This is a genomic window from Roseovarius sp. YIN77 (assembly GCF_057219155.1).
Map to the genome: position 1 here is coordinate 1 of NZ_JBXVVI010000003.1, position 21336 is coordinate 21336.

Below are 21336 nucleotides of genomic sequence, written 5' to 3' on the forward strand. Positions count from 1 at the left end.
CATGCCCGTAAGGCAGCAAATTGTCGCTCGATATCCCAAGCTTCTCCCCAATCTCAATGATCGGACGCTTGACAGCCTCGCGAGCTATCTCAATGTCAGACTTGTAACTCATATATAGGATCCCCCTTTGGTTCCTTAGACCTAAGCGGCCATGTTTCTGATTTTGTGTTGGTTTTTAACTCGGTCCCTACACAACATATTTGACCGATGTTTCAATCGCATGCAGGAAAGATCCCGCTGTGGACCAGGCGGACAGAAGCAAGAAGCTGTCGCCGTCTTCTGCCACGATGGTTGATCCCATATGTTCCATAACCGTTCGCGCCACTGCCCCGGGCAGAAACACATCCGGATGGATGTCAATCTGACAAGTACGTTGCAATGCTTCGCGGGCATGACCCCCGGACAGGCGCAGCGCCACCCAGTTATCGGACTGGAACGTATAGTATCCGGCATCACCCAGTTTCTCTGCAATCACCCGATCGCCATCGGCACCCGCGTGATCAAAGATTGCGAAGGCCTGATCCGGCCCCATGCCAAGAAATTGAACTGATCCGTCTTCGGATCTGGTCGACTTTCCTGCCGTCGGGAACTCTGCCCCATAAGCAGATTTCATCGCCGCGTTCAGAGCATCCTCCCCTTCGCGTGGAACGGAAATGGACACGATGGAAAGCCCGGTAACCTCTTGGATTTTGGTGTCGCCAAAGGTTTGGTTGAAACCGCCCAAAACCGGGGCTGCTGTAAGCGTATATTCAGACACGGAGACGTTCTCCTTCAGGGTCAACAAAGTGGGCAGAGCAGATCTCTACCTCGATATCGTGGCCACGAACCAGATCAACGGCACGCACAGTGTCGCCCATACGTTCTGATCCGCGCTTGATGAAGCCAAGCCCGACGGAATGGCCGAGCGAGGGTGAGAAGGCGACCGATGTCATGTAGCCCAGGTCGTTTTCCAAGGTCTCTGCCGCACCTTTTTCAAGGAAATGCGCACCGCCGGTCAAAAGGCTCTTGCCATCCACTGGCTTGAAGCCAACCAGACGCAGATCGCCCTCTTTGTTCAATTCGGGTCGTTCAGACAGAGTATTGCCGATGCAGTCTTTCTTCTTCGACACCATCCGGCCCATGCCAAGATTGACGGCCGTGGTCTGACCATTCAGCTCATTCCCGGCTGCGTGGCCCTTTTCAACCCGCATGACACTTAGCGCCTCGGTCCCATAAACAAGGCCACCAAATTTCTGGACTGCCTCGTCCAAAACTCGGATCATGCCATCGCCATAACGCGCCGGAACTGCGAGCTCATAGGCATGTTCGCCAGAGAACGAAATTCTGAATAGGCGTGCGCGCGTTCCGCCGCATACGGTGATGTCACCGCAGGCCATGTAGGGGAACGCCTCGTTCGAGATGTCATGTTCTGGATCAACGATGGTTTGCAGCATCTCACGCACCTTGGGACCTGCGACAGAGAATTGCGCCCATCCATCCGTGGTCGAAATCAGATGTACATCCATTTCTGGGTACAGAACCTGACGGCAGAATTCCATATGCTGATAGACCGGGCCTGCCTTAGCCGTGGTTGTGGTCATGACGAAATGATTTTCGCCCAGACGTGCCGTCGTGCCGTCATCCATGGCTATGCCATCTTCGCGCAGCATCAGACCATAGCGGACCTTGCCCACCGCCAATTTAGCAAACCCGTTAATGTAGAGCTTGTTCAGGAAGTCGGCCGCATCGCGACCCTGAATGTCGATCTTACCCAGCGTGGTTACATCGCAAACCCCGACAGCAGTTCGGGTGGCTGTGACCTCTCGGTTCACGGTTTCGCGCCAATGGCTTTCACCTGATTCCGAGAACCACTGCGCCCGTTTCCACATGCCGGCATCAGTGAAGGTTGCACCTTTTTCTGCGGCCCAGGTGTGGCTCGGCGTCACGCGCAGCGGGCGGAAGCCCATTCCGCGCGCTCGACCGGCCAATGCACCGATGGCAACCGGGGAATACGGCGGACGATAGATCGTCGTGCCGGTTTCGGGGATCGATTTACCGGTGCATTCAGCCATGATGGCCAAGGCCGGGATATTAGCTGTCTTGCCCTGATCGGTGGCCATGCCGAGCGTTGTATAGCGCTTCAACAGTTCGACGGATTTATATCCTTCCTGATGAGCGAGTTTAACATCCTTGACCGTTACATCGTTTTGCTGATCCAGCCAGGCGCGGCCCTTGCTTTCCTTGACATGCCAGAAGGCGCTTTGGCTGACGGGTTCGTCTTCGGCTGCGGGCGCGACCGATGATACGGGGGTCATACCAAGTTCGGTCAGCGCCTGTTTCGCAGCTTCCTGCCCAGCCTCAAGGGAAGAGAAGAGTGACATTTGACCGCTGGCGGCACCGGCGACGATCATCCCCGGAGGTAAATCACTACCCGGAACGAAGGCGGACAAGTCGTCGCGCCATTCAGGCCGACCGCGATGGTGGCACGTCAGATGCACGTTAGGGTTCCAGCCGCCAGAGACAGCCAAACAATCCGCAGGAACTGCGCCGCCTTCGGCGAGGATAATGGATTTCAAGCCCTTGCGGCCTGTGGTGCTGATCACACGTCCGCCCATCTGAATCTTTGCGCCGGGGATATCAATCCGTTGTGCATCTGCGCGGCTATCAATCACCGCAGTCACGTCAATCCCCTTGGCGACCAGATCCTGCGCAGTGCGCCAGCCGTCATCATTGTTTGTGAACACGGCCACCTGTTTGCCGGGGGCAACGCCGTAGCGGTTGACATAGGTGCGAACCGCACCCGCCATCATCACGCCCGGGCGATCATTGTTGCCAAAAGCGATCGGGCGTTCTGTTGCACCGGTAGCCAGAACCGCACGTTTGGAATAAACCCGCCACAAAATCTGACGCGGCTTACTATTGCTGGTTGGCAAGTGATCGGTGACACGCTCTAGCGCACTGTAAACACCGTGATCAAACGCACCCATGATGGTGGTGCGCGGCATCACCTGAACATTTGGCATTGCTTCCAGCTCTGCCCGGGCGTTTGCGGCCCATTCTGAAGCAGACATTCCATCGATTTCGTAGGTCTCGGCGTTCAGGCGCCCACCCAGTTCGAAATCCTCGTCCGCCAGAATGACTCGTGCAGAGGAACGCCCTGCGGTCAATGCAGCCATTAAGCCAGCGGGGCCGGACCCAATAACCAGCAGATCACAATGCAGGAATCCCTTCTCATACGTATCAGGGTCCTCGCGAGTGGACATTGCACCCAATCCGGCCGAGCTGCGGATGAAGGGTTCGTAGACTTTTTCCCAGAACGCTTTGGGCCACATGAAGGTTTTGTAGTAAAAGCCTGCCGAAAAGAACGGGGCCATCAAATCCAGCCCGCCCATCAAGTCATGTTCGAGCGATCCACGATGGTTCTGACTGGTTGCTGTCAGGCCGTTGAAAAGTTCTGCCACCGTGGCGCGGGTGTTGGGTTCTGTATGGGCTCCGCCACGCAGATGGACCAGCGCGTTAGGCTCTTCACTGCCGGCGCTCAGAACGCCGCGCGGGCGGTGATATTTAAACGAGCGCCCCATCAAAACTTGCCCGTTGGCAAGCAAAGCAGAGGCGAGCGTATCGCCCTGATAGCCCTGCATCTGGCGACCATTGAAGGTAAAATTCAAAGGTGCGCTGCGATCAATCAGGCCGCCGGATATACGATTTGTCTGCGTCATTTGCTCCGCCCCCGCGAAAGCGCGACATCGCGCGCCAATTCTACGTTGGTGATTTCATGTGTGGTGGTGTCACGGGTCACGACCAGCCAGGACCGGTCGCCGTTTTCGTGAAACCAAAGCTCTTTGTGCAATCCAGCAGGGTTATCGCGCAGGTACAGATATTCATAGAATTCGTCCTGAGCGGTTTCACTCTGCCAATCTGGTCGATCGATCAGCTGTGCATCGCCGAAATAGCGAAACTCGTTGGCGTCGCGGGGGCCAAGGAGCGGGTGGTTGATAATCATGTTTCCGTTCCTTTCCGTCAGTGCAGGTTGGGCTGTGCGCCCTGACCTTTTTCGTCGATCATGTGGCCACGACGGAACCGGTCAAGCCGGTACTCTGTTGCAACTTTGTGGGGCTGTTCGGTGGCGATCAGATGGGCGTAGGTGAAGCCTGAGGCAGGCGTAGCCTTGAACCCGCCATAACACCAACCACCATTGAAGAAGAGCCCATCAATATGGGTCTTGTCGATGAATGGTGAGCCGTCCATCGACATGTCGACATTACCACCCCACGCGCGAAGAAGCCGAGCCCGGCCAATCATGGGCATGATCGCCATGCCGCCTTCGCAGACATCCTCGATTACCGGCAGGTTTCCACGTTGGGCGTAAGTGTTGTACATGTCCAGATCGCCACCAAAGACAAGGCCGCCCTTGTCTGACTGGCTAACATAGAAGTGCCCGGCACCAAAGGTCACAACACCCGGGATCAAGGGTTTCAACCCCTCAGACACGAAGGCCTGCAGAACGTGGCTTTCGATGGGCAAGCGCATCCCGGCCTTGGCCATGACCTTGCCAGAATTACCGGCGACAGCGACAGCCACTTTTTTCGCCTTGATCGCACCGCGTGAGGTCTGAACGCCGGTCACGACGCCATTGTCGACGTCAAATCCGGTGACTTCGCAGTTTTGGATGATGTCGACACCGCGCATGTCCGCCCCACGGGCATAGCCCCAAACAACACCGTCATGACGGGCCGTGCCACCACGGGGTTGCCAGATGCCGCCCTTGATCGGGAAACGTTCGTTGTCGAAATTCAGGAACGGGCACATCTTGCGCACGCCCTCGCGATCCAGCAAAACTGCATCTGCACCGGCCAGACGCATCGCGTTACCGCGACGGGCAAAGGCATCATGCTGGTTGTCGTTATGGCTGAGATTCAGGATGCCACGTTGGGAAATCATCGCGTTGAAGTTCAGCTCCTGCTCCAGATTCTCCCACAGTTTCATGGAGAATTCGTAGAAAGGTTCGTTGCCTGGCATCATATAGTTGGAACGGATGATCGTCGTGTTCCGCCCGGCATTGCCGCCGCCGATCCACCCCTTTTCCAGCACGGCAACATTGGTGATGCCGTGTTCCTTTGCCAAGTAGTAGGCCGTGGCCAGCCCGTGCCCGCCGCCGCCGACAATGATGACGTCATATTCGTTTTTTGGTTCCGGATCTCTCCAGGCGGGTTTCCACCCGGTATTGCCTTTCAGACCTTGCAAGAACACATTCAAAGCAGAGTATCGCATGTTCACCCATCACGTTTATCTGATTCCCAGTTTCTACCTTTACGTCTGCTTTGACTTTTACAAAACGGACATATAATTTCAAAAAATGGACGCAGGTGAAAAAGGTTTCACATTTGGAAAACACTCCAGAATTGGGGTGTTGATCATTGATGACTTTGCATTGATGTCTTTCGCGTCCGTGGTAGAGCCATTTCGCGCTGCCAATCTGATCGCAGGAGAGGAGCTGTATGAGATCCTTTATTTCCCAGCTTCAGGTGCTGTTGCGACCAGCAGTAACGGCATTCAGGTTCGATCACATGGCGACATTCTTAATTCCGGGAAGCTTGATTTTGTCTTTGTGGTCGCAGGGGGCAACCAAAGGGAGATACTAACTGCCCCTGTGGCACCCATCCTACGGCAGCTTGATCATCGGGGCGTCACTTTGGGGGGTGTCTCGGGCGGGCCCCTGTTGCTGGCTCATGCCGGGTTGATGGCCGGGCGCCGAATGACGGTTCACTGGGAACATGCTGCAGCGCTTGCAGAACTATCGCCCGCACTTTTGGTTGAACGGTCGCTTTATGTCATTGATCGCAACCGGGTAACTTGTGCTGGCGGAATTGCCCCCATGGACATGATGCACGCGCTGATCGCGGATCGTCACGGCAATGAATTCGCCCGTAAGGTCAGTGATTGGTTCATGCATACCGAAATCCGGCCATCTGCCAGTTCGCAACGGTCAAGCCTGGCAGAACGCTATGGCACAAACAATCAAGCGGTTCTGGATTCGATTGAACTGATGCGAAGCCATGTCGCAGACACTTTGCCATTGCCGCGGCTGGCTGAGTTTTCCGGCGTTGGAGTGCGGCAACTGAACCGGCTGTTCAACAACGAGCTTGGTATGACCGCCATGGCGTTTTACATGGATCTTCGCCTGGAATTGTCAAAAAATCTTCTGCGAAACAGTTCTCTGCCAATGACGGAAATCGCGCTGGCCTCTGGTTTTTCCAGTTCCTCGCATTTTTCGACTGCTTTTCGAAAAAAATATGGTGTTTCCCCTTCGAAATTGGCAAGCTCGTAGTTAAATTAATCTTATGTCAGTAAAATCTAACAGGGGGTCGGCTATCGCGACGATCCCCCTTAAAACCAAAGGCGGCATGTAATGTCCTCCGAACTCCGAGATGCTCATGAACTTTCCGCAAGCGACCGTGGGTCGCTCTTGCAGCTTGCCATTGGTCGGCAAATCCGAAAACTGAGACATCTAAAGAACCTGACAGTGACCGATCTGTCCAAGGCATCATCGGTATCTGTCGCGATGATTTCAAAGATCGAGAATGGACAAACCTCGGCTTCTCTCACCACGCTGGAACGTATTGCAGAGGGTCTAAGTACTTCAATTACCACACTTTTCACTCAGTACGAGGAGCACCGAGATGTATCATATGTCCGTGCCGGTGAGGGGCTGGAGATTGAGCGGCGCGGGACGCGCGCCGGGCATCATTACCGTCTGCTGGGCCATGGTGTTCGGGGTGAAGTTGATGTCGAACCCTATTTGGTAACGCTCAGCGATAAGGCTGATGTCTTTCCCTGGTTCCAACATAGCGGCGTGGAATTTCTGCATATTCTGGAAGGCGAAATGGATTATCGCCACGGCGATGAGATTTATGAAATGGGCCCGGGTGACAGTCTTTTCTTTGATCCGCTATCCGTTCACGGCCCGGAAAAGCTGAAAAAATTTCCAATCCGGTTCCTGGCGATCATCAGTTACGAACGCAAAGCTTAACCTGGATTAAACGTCGGTATTGCGACTGTATTTCGTCGGTATTGGATTTTGTGCGTCAATCTCTTGGCAATAAAAGTTCATACCAGGATCTGTCGAATTCCCATTCCAAACAAACAGCTCAAAACGAAAAACGCCGGCCTGAGGGCCGGCGTCTGTTTCTCTGGGTGTCGGGATCAGTCCGCGCGTGCGCGGGCCTCCTCGTCAAACACCCTTTGCAATCTTTCTGGATTGCGGGCTTCGGCTTCGTCCGCCTCAAGCTCCTTGGCTTCGATCTTGCTCTGGATGACGTGGAACGCCAGCCAGAATGCCAACCCGATCAGAAACAGTATGAACTCTGTTCCCACCATCGGGTAGATCGGACCAATTTGCGACAGATCTGCGCCTGCCCAGGTTTCGATTCCTGTCGTAGACATATCAGTACCTCCTTAAAGCAGTCCGATTCTCTTGGCTTCTTCGATATCAGCTTGTGACACTGCGATTGCATCTGCCTCTTCGGCAAACTCTTCGCTCATGTCCAAACCAACCAGCTCAACCGCTGCCGGTATCCGCAACATGCCCATGCCGGACAAAATCTTGGATACGACAAATGCTGGGATGAAGCCTAGGACGATGGCCATGATGCACGCACCGATGAACTGACCCCACGGCGTGATCACCGCAACTTCAGCGTGGTACGCGGCAGTTGCCGGGTGACCCCAAAGAACGAAACCACAGATGATCAGACCGATGAAACCAGCATAACCGTGTACAGCGACAGCGCCAACCGGATCGTCGATTTTGAACTTACGCTCGACCCAGAAGTGCAGCTTGTAGGCACAGTATGCACCGATGGCACCAATGATCATGGCCTGGATCGGATGATACAGGTCATTACCCGCAGATGCGGTAATCACACCGGCAAGTCCAGCAGAGTAAGTCCAGAACGCTTCGCCCTTGGACACCATGTAGCCCATGATCAGACCGCCCGACAAAGACATCAGGAAGTTGAACACGATGGCCGACAGTGTGGTTGGTGTCAGGTAGATTGTTGTCGCGGTAAAGTTCACGACACCTTCTGCACCGCCCAGCGCCTGGTGATCAATGATCGGCACGTTACAGGCCACGTAGAAGCCCCAGAAACCGGTGTAGATCAGGAACAAGCCGATTGTGACCAGCCACTTGTTGTGCGGGTTGATGTTGCGCGGGGTTCCATCGGGGGCAAATTTGCCGATCCGTGGACCCAAAACAACGATAACACCCAAGGCAAAGCCGCCAGCAATCGCGTGGATAACACCAGAAGCGTAGGCGTCATGATACCCCAGTTGGGTAACCATCCACCCGTCAGGATGCCAGCCCCAGGCCGCATCGATGATCCAGGTGAAGGAGCCGATGACAACCGCCAGAATCCAGAAGGCCGAAGGACGAATCCGTTCGATAGTGGCCCCGGACACGATCGAAGCTGCTGTCCAAGAGAACAGCAGGAACGCCGCCCAGAACACACCATTCAAGCGGTTCCAAAAGCTGTTGCCAAGTTCAACACCGTAGCCTTGCGCAGAATCCAGCGCCGGGCCAGGACCACCCAAGTGTGTCCCCATCAGTTCCGACCACGGAACAGCATTATCTGATTGCGTAATGCCGCCGGTGATACCCGGACCATTGGGGAAGGCGAAGTAAATCCACCAGCCAAAGAAGAAGAACGTGACGGTAACCAGCGGGATAAGCATGGTGTTTTTCATCACCGTGTGCATGTGGTTTTTGTGACGGGTCGCGCCAACCTCATACATACAGAACCCGACGTGAATCAGGAACATGAGTGGAATTGTTACCCAATAGTAGAATTCAGTGAATATCACTGTCAGGGCACCGATATCGGTATCCATTTACACCTCCATGTGTTGCGCGGCCTTCCCGCCGCAGTTTTACGAGTATGCGCTCCCAAATTCGACGGTTTGGACAATGTGCCCTTTGTCGGGATGCCCCTTGAGGGGTTCTTCCTGGGGGATTTTTTGCGCATTCCCAGATTTATAGTGAAAAAATTTTCACTGCCGGTCAACTTTTATTTCCGGGTGAATATGTTTCCACCAGCGATGCGGGGCATGGTTCATGCCCCGCATTGTAATGGCTTAGACATCCAATCCGTTGCGACGTTCCCATTCAGAGAAGTGGTGCATGAAGTCAGTCCATTCGTCCTGCTTGAGCTTGAGATAGGAACTGCACAGCTCCTCCCCCAAAAAGGCAGGCAGATTGGATGATTCTTCGAACAGACGCATGGCGTCGACCATATTCAACGGTAGCTTTGGCGCATCCTTGATGGTGTGCCCCTCTGCATACATGTCGATGTCATAGCGCTTACCCGGATCTGTCTTGTTCATGATCCCATGCAAACCGGCGCCCGCGACCGCGGCCTGCAACAGATAGGGGTTTGCGGCCCCATCAGGAAGGCGACATTCAATCCGGTTGCTGGCCGGGACCCGGATCATATGTGTCCGGTTGTTTCCAGACCAGGTCACCGTATTGGGGGCCCAGGTCGCGCCAGACGAGGTTCGTGGCGCATTGATTCGTTTGTAGCTGTTGTGGATCGGATTCAGGATCAGCGTCATCGCAGCGGCATTTTCCAGAAGGCCGCCAATGAAGTTCAGTGCGAGCCCTGACAGGCCCAACTGATCGTCACCCTTCATCAGGTTGGTTTTACCATCTGCCGTCCAGACCGAAGCGTGGCAGTGCGTGCCGTTGCCGGTAAGACCCTGGATCGGTTTCGGCATGAACGTGGCGCGCAGCCCGTGTTTTTCTGCCAGGGTTTTGACCATGTACTTATAGAATACGTGGCGGTCTGCGGTCACTAGAGAATCTGCCGGACCCCAGTTCTGTTCAAACTGGCCATTGGCGTCTTCGTGGTCGTTCTGATACGGGCCCCAGCCCAGCGACTGCATGTGATCATTCAGCTCTGCGATCAGATCATAGCGCCGCATCACAGCCTGCTGATCGTAGCAAGGTTTGGCACGGGTATCGAATTCGTCTGCGACAATCGTCCCATCGGGAGTGAGCAAGTGGAATTCGCATTCCACCCCAGTCAAGATACTGTAGCCTTGGTCATTCGCGCTTTTCAGAACGTTTTTCAGAACCGTCCGGGGACAGTGGCCGAGGCGTTCTTTGCCCAGAAACAGATCACCGGGCACCCAAGCGACTTCTGGTTTCCATGGCAACTGGATCATATAATCCGGGTCGGGCAACGCGGTCATATCCGTATCCGCCGGTGACAAATCCAGATGCGCGGCGAACCCGGCAAAACCGGCGCCGTCTTCTTGCATCATGTCAATCGCTTCTTTTGGCACCAGTTTCGAACGGGTTACGCCAAACAAGTCGGTGAAGCTGCACAGGAAAAAGCGAATGCCTTTTTCTTCTGCGACTTTTTTGAGGCTCGTTGCCATTTTTATCCTCCCAATTCTGTATATGAGAACGGCGCCTCAAGAGATTGAAGCGCCGCCCGTTTGTATTATTCGCGTCCTGGCACCCAGTTGGTACCAGCCAGCGGAATGCCGGACATTGCTGCCGCCTCGACAGTCAAGGCGACCATGTCTTCGGGTTCCAGGTTGTGCACCGAACTTTTTCCGCAAGCCCGGGCGACTGTCTGAACCTCCATCGCCATGACGCGCAGATAGTTGGCCAGACGATTGCCCGCCGCGACCGGATCAAGGCGCGAGGCCAGTTCCGGTGTTTGGGTGGTGATCCCGGCAGGGTCAAACCCGTCTTGATAGTCCTCCCAGCAGCCTGCGGAAGAGCCGAGTTTTTCATATTCAGACTGTAACGCCGGATCCTGATCGCCCAAGGCAATCAATGCCGCCGTGCCGATGGAACACGCATCTGCGCCCATTGCCAGAGCCTTGGCCACATCTGCACCCTTGCGAATGCCGCCGCCAACAACCAATTGAACCTTGCGGTGCATATCGAGGTCTTTCAGGGCCTGAACGGCCTCTTTCACGGCAACCAAGGTTGGCAGACCAATATCTTCGATGAAAACGTCCTGCGTTGCAGCGGTGCCGCCCTGCATGCCATCAATCACCACAACATCAGCGCCTGCTTTCACAGACAGGGCCGTGTCATAGTAGGGACGGGCCGCGCCAACCTTGATATAGATCGGTTTTTCCCAATTGGTGATTTCACGCAGTTCGCGGATTTTAATCGCCAGATCGTCCGGGCCGGTCCAATCCGGGTGACGACAGGCAGAGCGCTGGTCAATGCCAACCGGCAATGTACGCATCTTACCAACACGTTCGGTGATTTTCTGGCCTAGCAACATGCCGCCGCCACCGGGTTTCGCACCCTGGCCGACGACAACCTCGATCGCATCAGCACGGCGCAAGTGATCAGGATTCATGCCGTAGCGCGATGGCAGATATTGATAAACGAGTTGAGTGGAATGGCCGCGCTCTTCTTCGGTCATGCCACCATCACCAGTCGTGGTAGACGTACCGACGGCGGACGCGCCACGACCCAGAGATTCCTTGGCCTGACCGGAGAGCGATCCAAAGCTCATCCCGGCAATAGTGATCGGGATTTTCAGCTCAATAGGCTTTTTTGCAAAACGAGTGCCCAAAGTAACACTAGTGTCACATTTTTCCCGGTATCCTTCGAGCGGGTAACGCGAAATCGAGGCCCCGCGCATCAAAAGATCGTCAAAAGTTGGCAAGTCACGCTTGGCGCCAAACCCACGGATTCTGTAAATTCCGGTTTCTGCCGCACGACGGATGTAATCGATCGAATAATCGTCGAATGCTGCCGACGGGCGCTGCTTCATAGTACGCGTAGTCATGGATCGATCCCCCCTTAGTATTCGTTACCGTCGTTCCAGTTATAGAGCTGGCGAGCAGATCCATAACGTTTGAACTCTGATGGCTTCATGTCGTCAAAGCCAGCTTGATCAAGCAGGGCCTGCAATTGATCCAGGTGCTCTTGTTTCATCGGTTTTTCGATGCAATCGGCACCCAAGCTTTTGACAGATCCGCGCACATAGATGCGGGTTTCATAGAGTGAATCACCCAGCGCATCGCCAGCGTCACCTCCGACAACAAGCGTACCCGCTTGTGCCATGAAGCAGCTGAGATGGCCGACACTACCGCGCACAGCGATATCGCACCCTTTCAGAGAAATTCCGCAGCGTGACCCGGCATTGCCCTCGATGATCAACGTGCCCCCATGGGCGGTTGCACCAGCGGAAGACCCTGCATCGCCCTTGACGTGAACGCGGCCCGACATCATGTTTTCCGCCACACCCTGCCCGGCATTGCCATTGATGGTGATATTGGCGGTTTTGTTCATGCCAGCGCAGTAATATCCGGTGTGACCGTTGATGGTCAGATCGACCGGAGAGTCGAGACCGACACCTAAAGCATGCGATCCCAACGGATGTTCCAGCGTGAAGGATGATTTGCTATCTGTCCCATTTGCCGCCTGCAAGGCGACATTGACCTCGCGCAGGTCCTGTTTGGACATATCCAGAACTGTCGTCATCAGTGGTTGCCTCCCCAGCTATAGACCGTTGCGGGTTCGGGTTCCCATACTTTTGCCTCTTCGATCCCCGGCAGGGTCACCAATGCGTGGTATTCGGAGGCAAACGCGACATAGTCGTCGGTTTCGGCCAGAACGGCTGGCTTACAAGCGATGGGGTCACGCATCACGGCAAAGCCATCGCGGGTGCCGGCAACGAAAGTATAGAACCCATCGAGCGCATCTAGGCAGTCCTCGAACGCTTCGTGAAGCGTGCGGCCCTCTGCCATCTGATTGGCAATATAGGCGGCGCCGACCTCTGTGTCGTTCTGCGTGCGAATTTTAACACCCTTATGGGTGGTCAGATGTTCGCGCAAGCGATTGTGATTGGACAGCGACCCATTATGCACGAGGCACAGATCAGACCCGGTTGAAAACGGGTGAGAACCATCAGTGGTGACCGCGCTTTCAGTGGCCATACGCGTGTGGCCGATGATATGCGTACCCTTCATATTCTTCAGATGAAAGCGCTCTGCCACTTCGGCGGGCAGCCCGGTTTCCTTGTAGATCTCGATCCGGTCGCCATAGCTGGTGACGTTCAGATCGGGATCGTTTTCGTGTATGGCATCCACAACGGCAACCGGATCGGCGGTGGTTGTGATCAGGCAATGCGATTCATAAACAGTGTCTTCGAAATCACCGCTGAACTGATCGCGCAGGCTGTCAGTCAACTGGCCCCAGTGAAAGCTTGGATCCGGGTGATAGACTGTGATCTTGGCTGACCCAGCCTCTGCCGGGTTGTGATAAATCGCAAATCCAGCACTGTCAGGGCCGCGATCTGTCATCTTTTCCAACAAGGGGACGAAAAGCTCCCCCAGCTGATCTTTCAATTTCTCATTCTTGAGATAGAGACCAACGATTCCGCACATTGAAACCTCCCATTAGCGTTTTACTCTCAAGAAAGTTATTTCACCAATAGTATTATGTCAATCCGTTTTGCAGTGACTTTTTGAGGGGATCATTAAAAACCCGGCACTTTGAAACCCTGGGCGACTTACATCTTTGAAATTTAACAATTTAATTGAAGGACTTCTGCTACAGAAAGCATTAGGGCCGATGCCCCAACCATGCGAGATTTAACTTTCCAATTGCAATTGTTGATTGCCAAATAGGACACTAGGCAATTGTAAACCAATGATTTTTCATGTCGTGAAACCGGATGTCGGCTGAATGGGTGCGAAACGCACCTGCTTCACTCCCCCGTGTCCCTAGTCTTGCACTGAGGGGAAACCGGCAATGCCGCAAAAAAACACGCCGCGAATCTCGCGGCGTGTCGATTGGGCCCGATGTCGGGAAACTTTAGCTTAGATCGACGACCTGTGCGTCTGGGGCGTTCCGCTTTACAGAATCGATCCCATTGTCACGGCCTGATGTGCTGGTATAGCTTTCAGACGTGCCGATCACCTGGCCATTCGTGGCTTTCAGATTGAACATATGTCCACCGGATTTGGTTTCCTTACGTTCATACCGGTCATCGTCTGAGGCGTTCTTTTTGACTGACTCGATGCCGTTTTCGGCGCTTGCCTTTTGCTTGTATCCTTCGCTTGCCAGAATGATTTCGCCATTCCCGGCTTTCAGGCGGAACCGGTATTCCCCGGCCTTATCTGTATAGAGTTCAAATTTTCCAGCCATACGCACTGTCTCCCTGTTACGTTAACTACAATTGCGCCGAAACTATCGGACAGATTTGATTTGGTTGCAAATGGTGATCCCAAAGCTTACGCAACGTTGTCCAATCCCCGCCCACGTAGAAGCGCCGCTACCCCCGGCATGCGACCCCGAAACAGGGTGTAGAGGTCATCAGCATCAACCGATCCGCCGCGTGACAGGATGTTGCGTTCCAGATTTTCAGCCATCGCCGGATCAAAGGGGCCGTTTGCCTCCTCAAACGCTGCGAATGCATCTGCATCCATGACTTCTGACCACATATAGCTGTAATAGCCGCTGGAATAACCGTCACCAGCAAAGACATGGGCAAACTGCGGGGTGCGGTGGCGCATTTCAATCGCCTCTGGCATGCCCAACCCGACCAGAACCTCGGCTTGTTTTGCCATCACATCTGAGGGCGCCGGTCCATCATGGAAGGCCAGATCGACAAGGGCAGAGGCCACATATTCCACGGTTTGATAGCCCATGTCGTAGGTTTGCGCCGCCAAGAGCCGGTCCAAAAGTTCTTTGGGCATCGGTTCGCCAGTGTCCGCATGCGTGGCAAATTCTGCCAGAACCTCGGGCACCTCCAACCAATGTTCATAAAGCTGGCTGGGCAGTTCGACGAAATCACGGGCAACCGAGGTGCCGGAAATCGATTCATAAGTCACATCTGACAGGATGTGATGCAGGGCATGGCCGAATTCGTGAAACAGAGTGCGCGCATCGTCATAAGAGAGTAGCGCCGCCTGACCCTCTGGCGGTTTGGCGAAATTGCAAACATTCACCACGATAGGCCGCACCGTGCCATCCAGCTTTTTCTGCTGGCGCATGGCCGAACACCACGCACCAGATCGTTTCGATCCGCGGGCAAAATAGTCAGCCACGAAAACCGCCATCAGATCGCCATCGCGGGAGATTTGCCATATGCGGACGTCCGGGTGGTACTTCGGTGCATCAATTTCCGTGAAGGACAGGCCAAACAGACGGTTTGCGCAAGCAAAGGCGGCCTCGATCATCCGATCCAACTGAAAATAAGGTTTCAGCTCTGCCTCATCCAGATCATGTTCTTCTTCGCGGCGCTTGCTGGAATAGTAATGCCAATCCCACGGCATTAGCGGACCATTGATCCCGTCTGCCTGCATGCGTTCCGCCAAAATGGTCGCATCCTTTTCAGCCTGAGCCTTCGCGGGCACCCAAACCGCCATCAACAGATCGCGCACTGCCTCGGGTGTTTTCGCCATTTCGGTTTCAAGTTTATAGGCCGAAAAGCTGTCATAACCCAAAAGACGCGCCCGTTCTTCGCGCAGGGTGAGCGTTTCTGCGCAGATCGCGCGATTGTCCGTTTCGCCCCCATTTGCACCGCGCGCCGCCCATGCCTTGTAGGCCGTCTCGCGCAGGACGCGGTTTGGGCAAAACTGCAGAAAGGGCACGATCAGGGATCGCGACAGAGTGACAACAGGGTCATCTGCGCCCCGCTCTGCGCCAGCGGCCGTCATCGCGCTGACCAGAAATTCAGGCAGGCCTGTCAGGTCATCGACCGGCATCGACCAGTCGCGTTCATCGGCCAGCAGGTTTTGTGTGAACTCGGTCCCCAGCACCGCCAGTCGTTCCTTGACCTCTTTCAGTCGATCCCGATCTCCCCCCGTTAGCGCCGCACCTGACCGGATAAAATTGCGCCGGTAGAGCATGAGGAGTCTGGACTGCTCATCATTCAGGTCTAACGTATCCCGCGCCTGCCAAAGCGTCTCTATCCGGGCAAAAAGCGCTGGATTCATCGTCAGTTCCGATGAATAGGCCGCGAGTTTCGGAGCAAAGTCGCGTTGCAGGTTCTGGCGGGCCTCATTGCTGTCAGCACCGGCCAGGGCATAGAAGACAGACAGCACGCGACCTAACAGGTGATCCGCGCCTTCCAATGCCTCTATCGTATTTTCAAACGTCGGCTCGGCGGAATTGTTTGCAATCTTTGTCAGATTGGCGCGGGCCTCTTCCATCGCAGCCTTGAATGCGGGGGCAAAGTCTTCGTCAGAAATCTGGTCAAATGGGGGCAGTTCGAACGGTGTCTTCCAGTCGGATAGAAGCGGATTGGTCATGAAAGCTCTCCTTTGAGGGGAAGCTATGGCGACCGGTTCCAAAGTTCCAGAGGGGATAGATCACAATAAAAATATTCGGGGTCACACCGCCCCGTTCAGAGGCTGCTTAATCCCGGGGAATGCGATTGCGCATCTTTTCTTCCAGTTTTCGGAGCATCAGCGACAGGGTGACTGTTAGTGTCAGATACAGGATCGTAACCACATTATAGGTTTCAAAATATCGGAAATTGGCCACTGCGGTCAGCTTGCCCAACTGTGTGATATCCAGCACCCCCAGAACCGAGACCAAGGAGGAATCCTTGATCATAGCGATGAAATCATTGCCGAGCGGCGGCAGGATCGTGCGGATCGCTTGCGGAAAGATGATCAGCCGAAATCTGTGCCAGCCATTCAGGCCCAGCGCTTCTGCCGCCTCGATCTGGCCTTCGTCAACTGACAGCAACCCGGCCCGAAAGACCTCCGCAATGAAAGCCGAATAGCCGATCATCAGCGCGATGATTGCGCGCCACAGAAAGGTAAAGTCACGGCTGCGCATCGGATCCAGACCGACACTTTCGGCGATCCAGTTCCACCCCACGACAAGCGCAGGGGCCACAACAAAAGAGACATAGAGCAGGATGACAAGGATCGGCAGCCCGCGGATCACCTCTATATAGAACCGGGCGATCTGGCGCAGGATAATAAAGCGGGACAAGCTGGCCACCGCCAGCAGCAATCCGATCAGCGATGCCGCAAGAAAACCGATGAGCGAGACGAAGACCGTAATTTTCACGCCTTTGGAAAGTTTTTCCAATACGTCATAATAATGTGGAGAGGCCACAATCCAGCCAAAGGCCCCCACGCCCAGCACCACCAAAGCGACCAGCCAATAGGGAAAGTCCTCTTTCTGCCGGGAGGGTTTGGTGATCATCGCAAGGGGACCTTTTGATCAGGTTTGATCAGAATGTCAGTTGCCGAGCTTGTATTCCAGAAACCACTTCACATTCAGCGCCTCTAGCGTGCCGTCTGCCCCCATCGCGCCGATCGCGGCATTGATCGGCGCGACCAGGTCAGAGCCCTTTGGGAAGATGAATCCGAAATCTTCTGTGCCCAGAGGCTCACCAATGACCTTCAGCCCACCATCACTTGCCGCGACATAACCGTTGGCGGCTGTGCTGTCTGACAGCGCGAGATCCACATCGCCGGTGCGCAGGGCCTGAAGGGCCGCGCCAAAGGTTTCAAAAAGCTGGATCCTTGGATTGGATTCGTCGCCGTCCAGGATATCGTAAACCGTCACATAGAACGGTGTCGTGCCGGGTTGGGCACTGGCCAACAGATCGGGATTGGCGGCGAAACTCGCGGCGTCGGTGAACCGATCCTCATCGCCTGCTACCAGCATCAACATCTGGGAGGTCATGTATTTATCAGAAAAATCCACCGCCTCCATCCGATCCTCGCGGATGGTGATGCCGGTCATGCCCAGGTCAAACTGCCCGTCACTGACAGCCGGGATCATCGCGTCCCAACTGATGTTTTCATAAGTCACCGTGATGTTGATGCGTTCGGCAATTTCGGCCATCGCATCATATTCCCAGCCGACCGCATCGCCCGAGGACGGGTCAATGAATTGCAGCGGGGGATAGGCGTTTTCGGTCACCACAACGACTTCGCGTCCGCCAAGATCGGGCATCTCCGCAGCCAAAGTCAATGTCGTGCTGGCCGCCAATGCGCCCGCGAACATTAGTCCTGCAAGTTTCATGTCTTAATCCCCCTGTCACCGAAAATTTAAGTCTACCGGGCGTAGTATTTATCAGATTTGGCCAAAGGCCAAGCATTCATAACGCAGCGCAGGTCGGGCAATCTGCGCGCCGCTTCACCGTAAACTGGCGACTTTCGCCGTAAAGCGCGTCATAGATCAACATGGAACCACGCAGGGGCGTGCCTGCATCGGTGATAACTTTCACCGCCTCTACAGCCATCATCGTTCCGATCACGCCGGGTAAGGGGCCCAACACTCCCGCTGCCGCACAGGATGGTGCCAGATGCGGCGCCGGAGCTTCTGGGAAGACGCATTCGTAACAAGGCGCGTCATGTTTGGGGTCGAAAACGCTGAGCTGGCCTTCCCATTGGCTGAGCGCGCCCGACACCAGCGGCACACCCGCCGCCACACAGGCGCGGTTGACCAGATAGCGTGTGTCGAAATTGTCGGTGCCATCCAGAACCAAATCATACTCGGCAATCAGTTCAGTGGCGATTTCCCCGTCCAATCTGCGTTGATAAGGCTTGACGTCTATGGACGGGTTTTGCGCCCTCATCGCCCGTTCGGCGGAAAAGACCTTTGGCGTGCCGATATCCTGATCACGGTGAATGACTTGCCTTTGTAGGTTAGAGTTATCAACCTCATCATCGTCAATCACACCAATCGTGCCGACCCCGGCCGCCGCCAGATATAACAGCGCGGGCGAGCCCAGCCCGCCGGCCCCGATCACAAGCACCCGCGCCTGTTTCAGTTTCTTTTGCCCGGGCCCACCCAATTCGCGCAACACGATATGGCGCGCATAGCGGTTAAGTTCCGTTTCCGAAAAACTGCCCCCGGATTTAGCGGGCGATGGTGTCATCGCGCGCCGGGCCTTCAACATCGCCAACCCGCGCGTATAGGCCCAGATCAGCGCCACAGCGCCCCCGGCCACCAGCCATTCGCCCAAATTACCGCCCAGTTGCCCGCGCAAGGTGCTGCCTTCGGGTAGGACGATCAGTGCCAGAACGATGCCCAGATAAAGCATCCCGATCGTGGACAGACGGGCCCGGATCGGTGCCTTCATCAGCGCCCCAATCCCCCATAAAACCATTGAAGAGGTCGCGAAAAAACCCATCAGCCGCGCCCCGTCGATCCAAAACCGCCGCTGCCGCGCTGGGTATCCTCTAACATTTCAGCCAGTTCAAACCGTGCCTGCACCACTGGGGCGATCACAAGTTGCGCGATCCGTTCCCCATGTTGCACGGTAAAGGGCGTGTCGCCCGCATTCATCACAATCACCCCCAAAGGGCCACGATAGTCGCTGTCGATGGTGCCGGGGCTATTGACCAGAGTAATCCCATGTTTCAAGGCAAGACCCGACCGGGGACGAACCTGCATCTCGAACCCCTCAGGGATTTCAACGCGCATTCCAGTGGGGACGAGCGCCCGTGCACCTGGCCCAAGGACAATCCCACAGGCGCGCTGATCCGCTGGCAAGTTGGCCCTTACGTCCGCCCCTGCCGCACCTGCGGTTTCATAAGAGGGCAGCGCAATGGCGACATCCGCACCGTCGTCACGCAGGATTTTAATGACCGGTCCTGACACAGCACCCTCTGTTTCTTTTTGGTTCAAACACTCTCGCCGAAGGCATGCTTAGCCTTCCGCCAACGCTGACACCACCCGGTCGGCTATACGCTTGGCCACCTGATCCTTTGTCATGCGCGGCCAGTGATCAGCGCCCTCATCCGTGATCAAGGTTACGGCGTTCTCCGTCCCCCCCATAATCCCGGTTTCCGGTCGCACATCATTGGCAACGATCCAATCGCATCCCTTTCGAACCCGCTTCGCCGTTGCGTTGGCGATCACGTCATTGGTTTCGGCAGCAAAGCCCACGACCAGACCGGGCCGCCCCTCGACCCTTTGGGCAATCGTCGCCAGAATGTCCGGGTTTTCGGCAAATTTCAGGGTCGGGACCGCACCGCTGGCATCTTTTTTGATTTTTGAACCGGTTTCTTCGGCCATCCGCCAATCGGCCACCGCAGCGGCAAAGATGGCAGCATCTGCGGGCAGGGCGTTTTCCACGGCCTTCAACATTTGCTGCGCCGTTTCCACACGGATCACATGCACACCTGCAGGCGGGTCACGATCTGCAGGCCCGGTGACAAAGCTGACCTCTGCACCTAGCGCCGCCAGGGCCGCAGCGATAGCGGTGCCCTGCGCCCCTGATGATCGATTGGCGATGTAACGCACAGGATCGATGGGTTCGTGTGTCGGCCCCGATGTTACAATGATATGTTTGCCCGCCAACGGCCCATTGCGCAGAGCATTCTCTACTGCGGATACAATTTCCAGCGGCTCTGCCATCCGTCCAGGGCCATATTCGCCGCAGGCCATATCGCCCTCATTCGGACCAACAAAGTCTATGCCATCATCCACCAGGGTGATCCGGTTGCGCCGGGTGGCCGGATGCTGCCACATGCGAACGTTCATCGCCGGTGCGATCAAAACCCGCGTATCTGTGGCCAAAAGCAACGTCGATGCCAGATCATCGGCATGTCCCTGCGCCATCTTTGCCATCAGGTCGGCTGTGGCTGGTGCAACCACAATCAGATCGGCAGACCGGGACAGTTCGATATGGCCCATCTCAGCCTCATCGGTCAGATCAAAAAGATCGCGATAGACTTTGTTTGCCGCCAGCGCTGACGCAGAGAGGGGCGTGACAAATTCCTCTGCTGCGCGGGTCAGAACCGGCGTCACAGACGCCCCGCGTTCGCGCAACCGACGAATCAAGTCCAGCGATTTGAATGCTGCAATTCCGCCCCCAATGATCAGAAGAATGCGTTTGCCTGCCAGCATGTCCGGCCCCTTCCATGGCTATGCCACAGGTTTAGGCCCGGGGCAGGCCGCTGGCAAGCGCGTTTGGTTCAGCCATGTGTACCGCGCAAGGCCCGGATATGTTCGTCCCAGCCATCATCCAGCGCCATGATCAGGGATAATGGTGTTTCACCGTTCAGCGCCCCCAATCCAGAATGGGTCAGGGTTAGGCGTGTCCCTTCGCCCGCAATCGGATGCAAAACCCAAGTGACGATCGTCTCCCTCCCCTCCAATGGTTTAATGTTAAACGAATATGTCAATTCCTTCGGCGGGTCGGCTTTTAGCACCCGCCCCCAGATCAAGGGTTTTCGCCCGCCATCCTCTGTTGGGCACATCAGGTGATACTCTGCCCCTTCTTCCAGATCGACATTCGCCGGGTGGAACCATTTTCCAAGCTTTTCTTTGTCCGTCAGCCACTCCCACAGATCTATAGGTGGAATGTTGAAACAGGCCGTTTTGACCAGATCAGTCAT

20 protein-coding genes are annotated in these 21336 nt (G+C 55.4%); 2 read left to right on the forward strand and 18 right to left on the reverse strand.

All coding sequences use genetic code 11. From position 1 onward, the window contains the following. Positions 1-187: 187 nt before the first annotated feature. The 4 genes from AC2D8P_RS05270 to AC2D8P_RS05285 are packed head-to-tail and all read right to left on the reverse strand — an operon-like array spanning position 188 to position 5250. On the reverse strand, positions 188-757 hold the full coding sequence (locus tag AC2D8P_RS05270) for a sarcosine oxidase subunit gamma (protein ID WP_484701124.1): 570 nt from the start codon (positions 755-757) through the stop codon (positions 188-190). Further along, on the reverse strand, positions 750-3698 hold the full coding sequence (locus tag AC2D8P_RS05275; protein WP_484701126.1) for a sarcosine oxidase subunit alpha family protein: 2949 nt from the start codon (positions 3696-3698) through the stop codon (positions 750-752). Before AC2D8P_RS05275 ends, AC2D8P_RS05270 begins: the two co-directional genes overlap by 8 nt. Further along, positions 3695-3982: a sarcosine oxidase subunit delta gene (locus tag AC2D8P_RS05280; protein WP_484701128.1), complete on the reverse strand. Its 288-nt coding sequence runs from the start codon at positions 3980-3982 to the stop codon at positions 3695-3697. The genes AC2D8P_RS05275 and AC2D8P_RS05280 overlap by 4 nt, the downstream gene beginning before the upstream one ends. A gap of 17 nt (positions 3983-3999) precedes the next feature. Then, positions 4000-5250, reverse strand: a complete 1251-nt coding sequence (locus AC2D8P_RS05285; RefSeq protein WP_484701131.1) for a sarcosine oxidase subunit beta family protein — start codon at positions 5248-5250, stop codon at positions 4000-4002. Between the two features lie 85 nt (positions 5251-5335). On the opposite strand from AC2D8P_RS05285, the gene AC2D8P_RS05290 reads away from it, so the two are divergent. Next, positions 5336-6307: a GlxA family transcriptional regulator gene (locus AC2D8P_RS05290; protein ID WP_484701132.1), complete on the forward strand. Its 972-nt coding sequence runs from the start codon at positions 5336-5338 to the stop codon at positions 6305-6307. A gap of 81 nt (positions 6308-6388) precedes the next feature. Next, on the forward strand, positions 6389-7009 hold the full coding sequence (locus AC2D8P_RS05295) for a helix-turn-helix domain-containing protein (protein ID WP_484701134.1): 621 nt from the start codon (positions 6389-6391) through the stop codon (positions 7007-7009). Positions 7010-7182: 173 nt separating this feature from the next. On the opposite strand, the gene AC2D8P_RS05300 is transcribed toward AC2D8P_RS05295, so the two are convergent. From AC2D8P_RS05300 to AC2D8P_RS05365, 14 genes are all read right to left on the reverse strand, one after another. Next, positions 7183-7422, reverse strand: a complete 240-nt coding sequence (locus AC2D8P_RS05300; protein ID WP_484701136.1) for a hypothetical protein — start codon at positions 7420-7422, stop codon at positions 7183-7185. A 12-nt stretch (positions 7423-7434) separates the two neighbouring features. Next, positions 7435-8868 carry an ammonium transporter gene (locus AC2D8P_RS05305; protein WP_484701139.1) on the reverse strand — a complete coding sequence of 478 codons (1434 nt, stop codon included), beginning with the start codon at positions 8866-8868 and terminating at the stop codon, positions 7435-7437. Between the two features lie 243 nt (positions 8869-9111). After that, complete coding sequence (gene glnT, locus AC2D8P_RS05310; RefSeq protein ID WP_484701141.1) at positions 9112-10416, reverse strand: type III glutamate--ammonia ligase; 1305 nt, start codon at positions 10414-10416, stop codon at positions 9112-9114. 65 nt (positions 10417-10481) lie between these two features. Next, entirely contained in the window at positions 10482-11798 is a 1317-nt protein-coding gene (locus AC2D8P_RS05315; protein ID WP_484701143.1) for an FMN-binding glutamate synthase family protein, read from the reverse strand. Positions 11799-11812: 14 nt separating this feature from the next. Next, positions 11813-12496 carry a protein GlxC gene (locus tag AC2D8P_RS05320; RefSeq protein WP_484701145.1) on the reverse strand — a complete coding sequence of 228 codons (684 nt, stop codon included), beginning with the start codon at positions 12494-12496 and terminating at the stop codon, positions 11813-11815. Further along, positions 12496-13401 (reverse strand): class II glutamine amidotransferase domain-containing protein, encoded by a 906-nt coding sequence (locus tag AC2D8P_RS05325; RefSeq protein WP_484701146.1) that lies wholly within the window; start codon positions 13399-13401, stop codon positions 12496-12498. The genes AC2D8P_RS05320 and AC2D8P_RS05325 overlap by 1 nt, the downstream gene beginning before the upstream one ends. 430 nt (positions 13402-13831) lie before the next feature. After that, complete coding sequence (locus AC2D8P_RS05330; RefSeq protein WP_484701148.1) at positions 13832-14164, reverse strand: YegP family protein; 333 nt, start codon at positions 14162-14164, stop codon at positions 13832-13834. 86 nt (positions 14165-14250) lie between these two features. Further along, positions 14251-16272, reverse strand: a complete 2022-nt coding sequence (locus AC2D8P_RS05335) for a M3 family metallopeptidase (protein ID WP_484701150.1) — start codon at positions 16270-16272, stop codon at positions 14251-14253. 106 nt (positions 16273-16378) lie between these two features. Next, entirely contained in the window at positions 16379-17182 is an 804-nt protein-coding gene (locus AC2D8P_RS05340; protein ID WP_484701152.1) for an amino acid ABC transporter permease, read from the reverse strand. A 36-nt stretch (positions 17183-17218) separates the two neighbouring features. Continuing rightward, entirely contained in the window at positions 17219-18010 is a 792-nt protein-coding gene (locus AC2D8P_RS05345; RefSeq protein ID WP_484701154.1) for a transporter substrate-binding domain-containing protein, read from the reverse strand. Positions 18011-18086: 76 nt separating this feature from the next. Next, positions 18087-19124 (reverse strand): HesA/MoeB/ThiF family protein, encoded by a 1038-nt coding sequence (locus AC2D8P_RS05350; RefSeq protein ID WP_484701156.1) that lies wholly within the window; start codon positions 19122-19124, stop codon positions 18087-18089. Further along, a complete protein-coding gene (gene dut / locus AC2D8P_RS05355; RefSeq protein WP_484701384.1) occupies positions 19124-19594 on the reverse strand; it encodes a dUTP diphosphatase in 471 nt (156 codons plus the stop codon). The genes AC2D8P_RS05350 and dut overlap by 1 nt, the downstream gene beginning before the upstream one ends. A gap of 48 nt (positions 19595-19642) precedes the next feature. Then, positions 19643-20845, reverse strand: coding sequence for a bifunctional phosphopantothenoylcysteine decarboxylase/phosphopantothenate--cysteine ligase CoaBC (gene coaBC / locus AC2D8P_RS05360; RefSeq protein ID WP_484701158.1), 1203 nt, complete (start codon positions 20843-20845; stop codon positions 19643-19645). Between the two features lie 68 nt (positions 20846-20913). Further along, positions 20914-21336, reverse strand: coding sequence for an SRPBCC family protein (locus AC2D8P_RS05365; protein ID WP_484701160.1), 423 nt, complete (start codon positions 21334-21336; stop codon positions 20914-20916).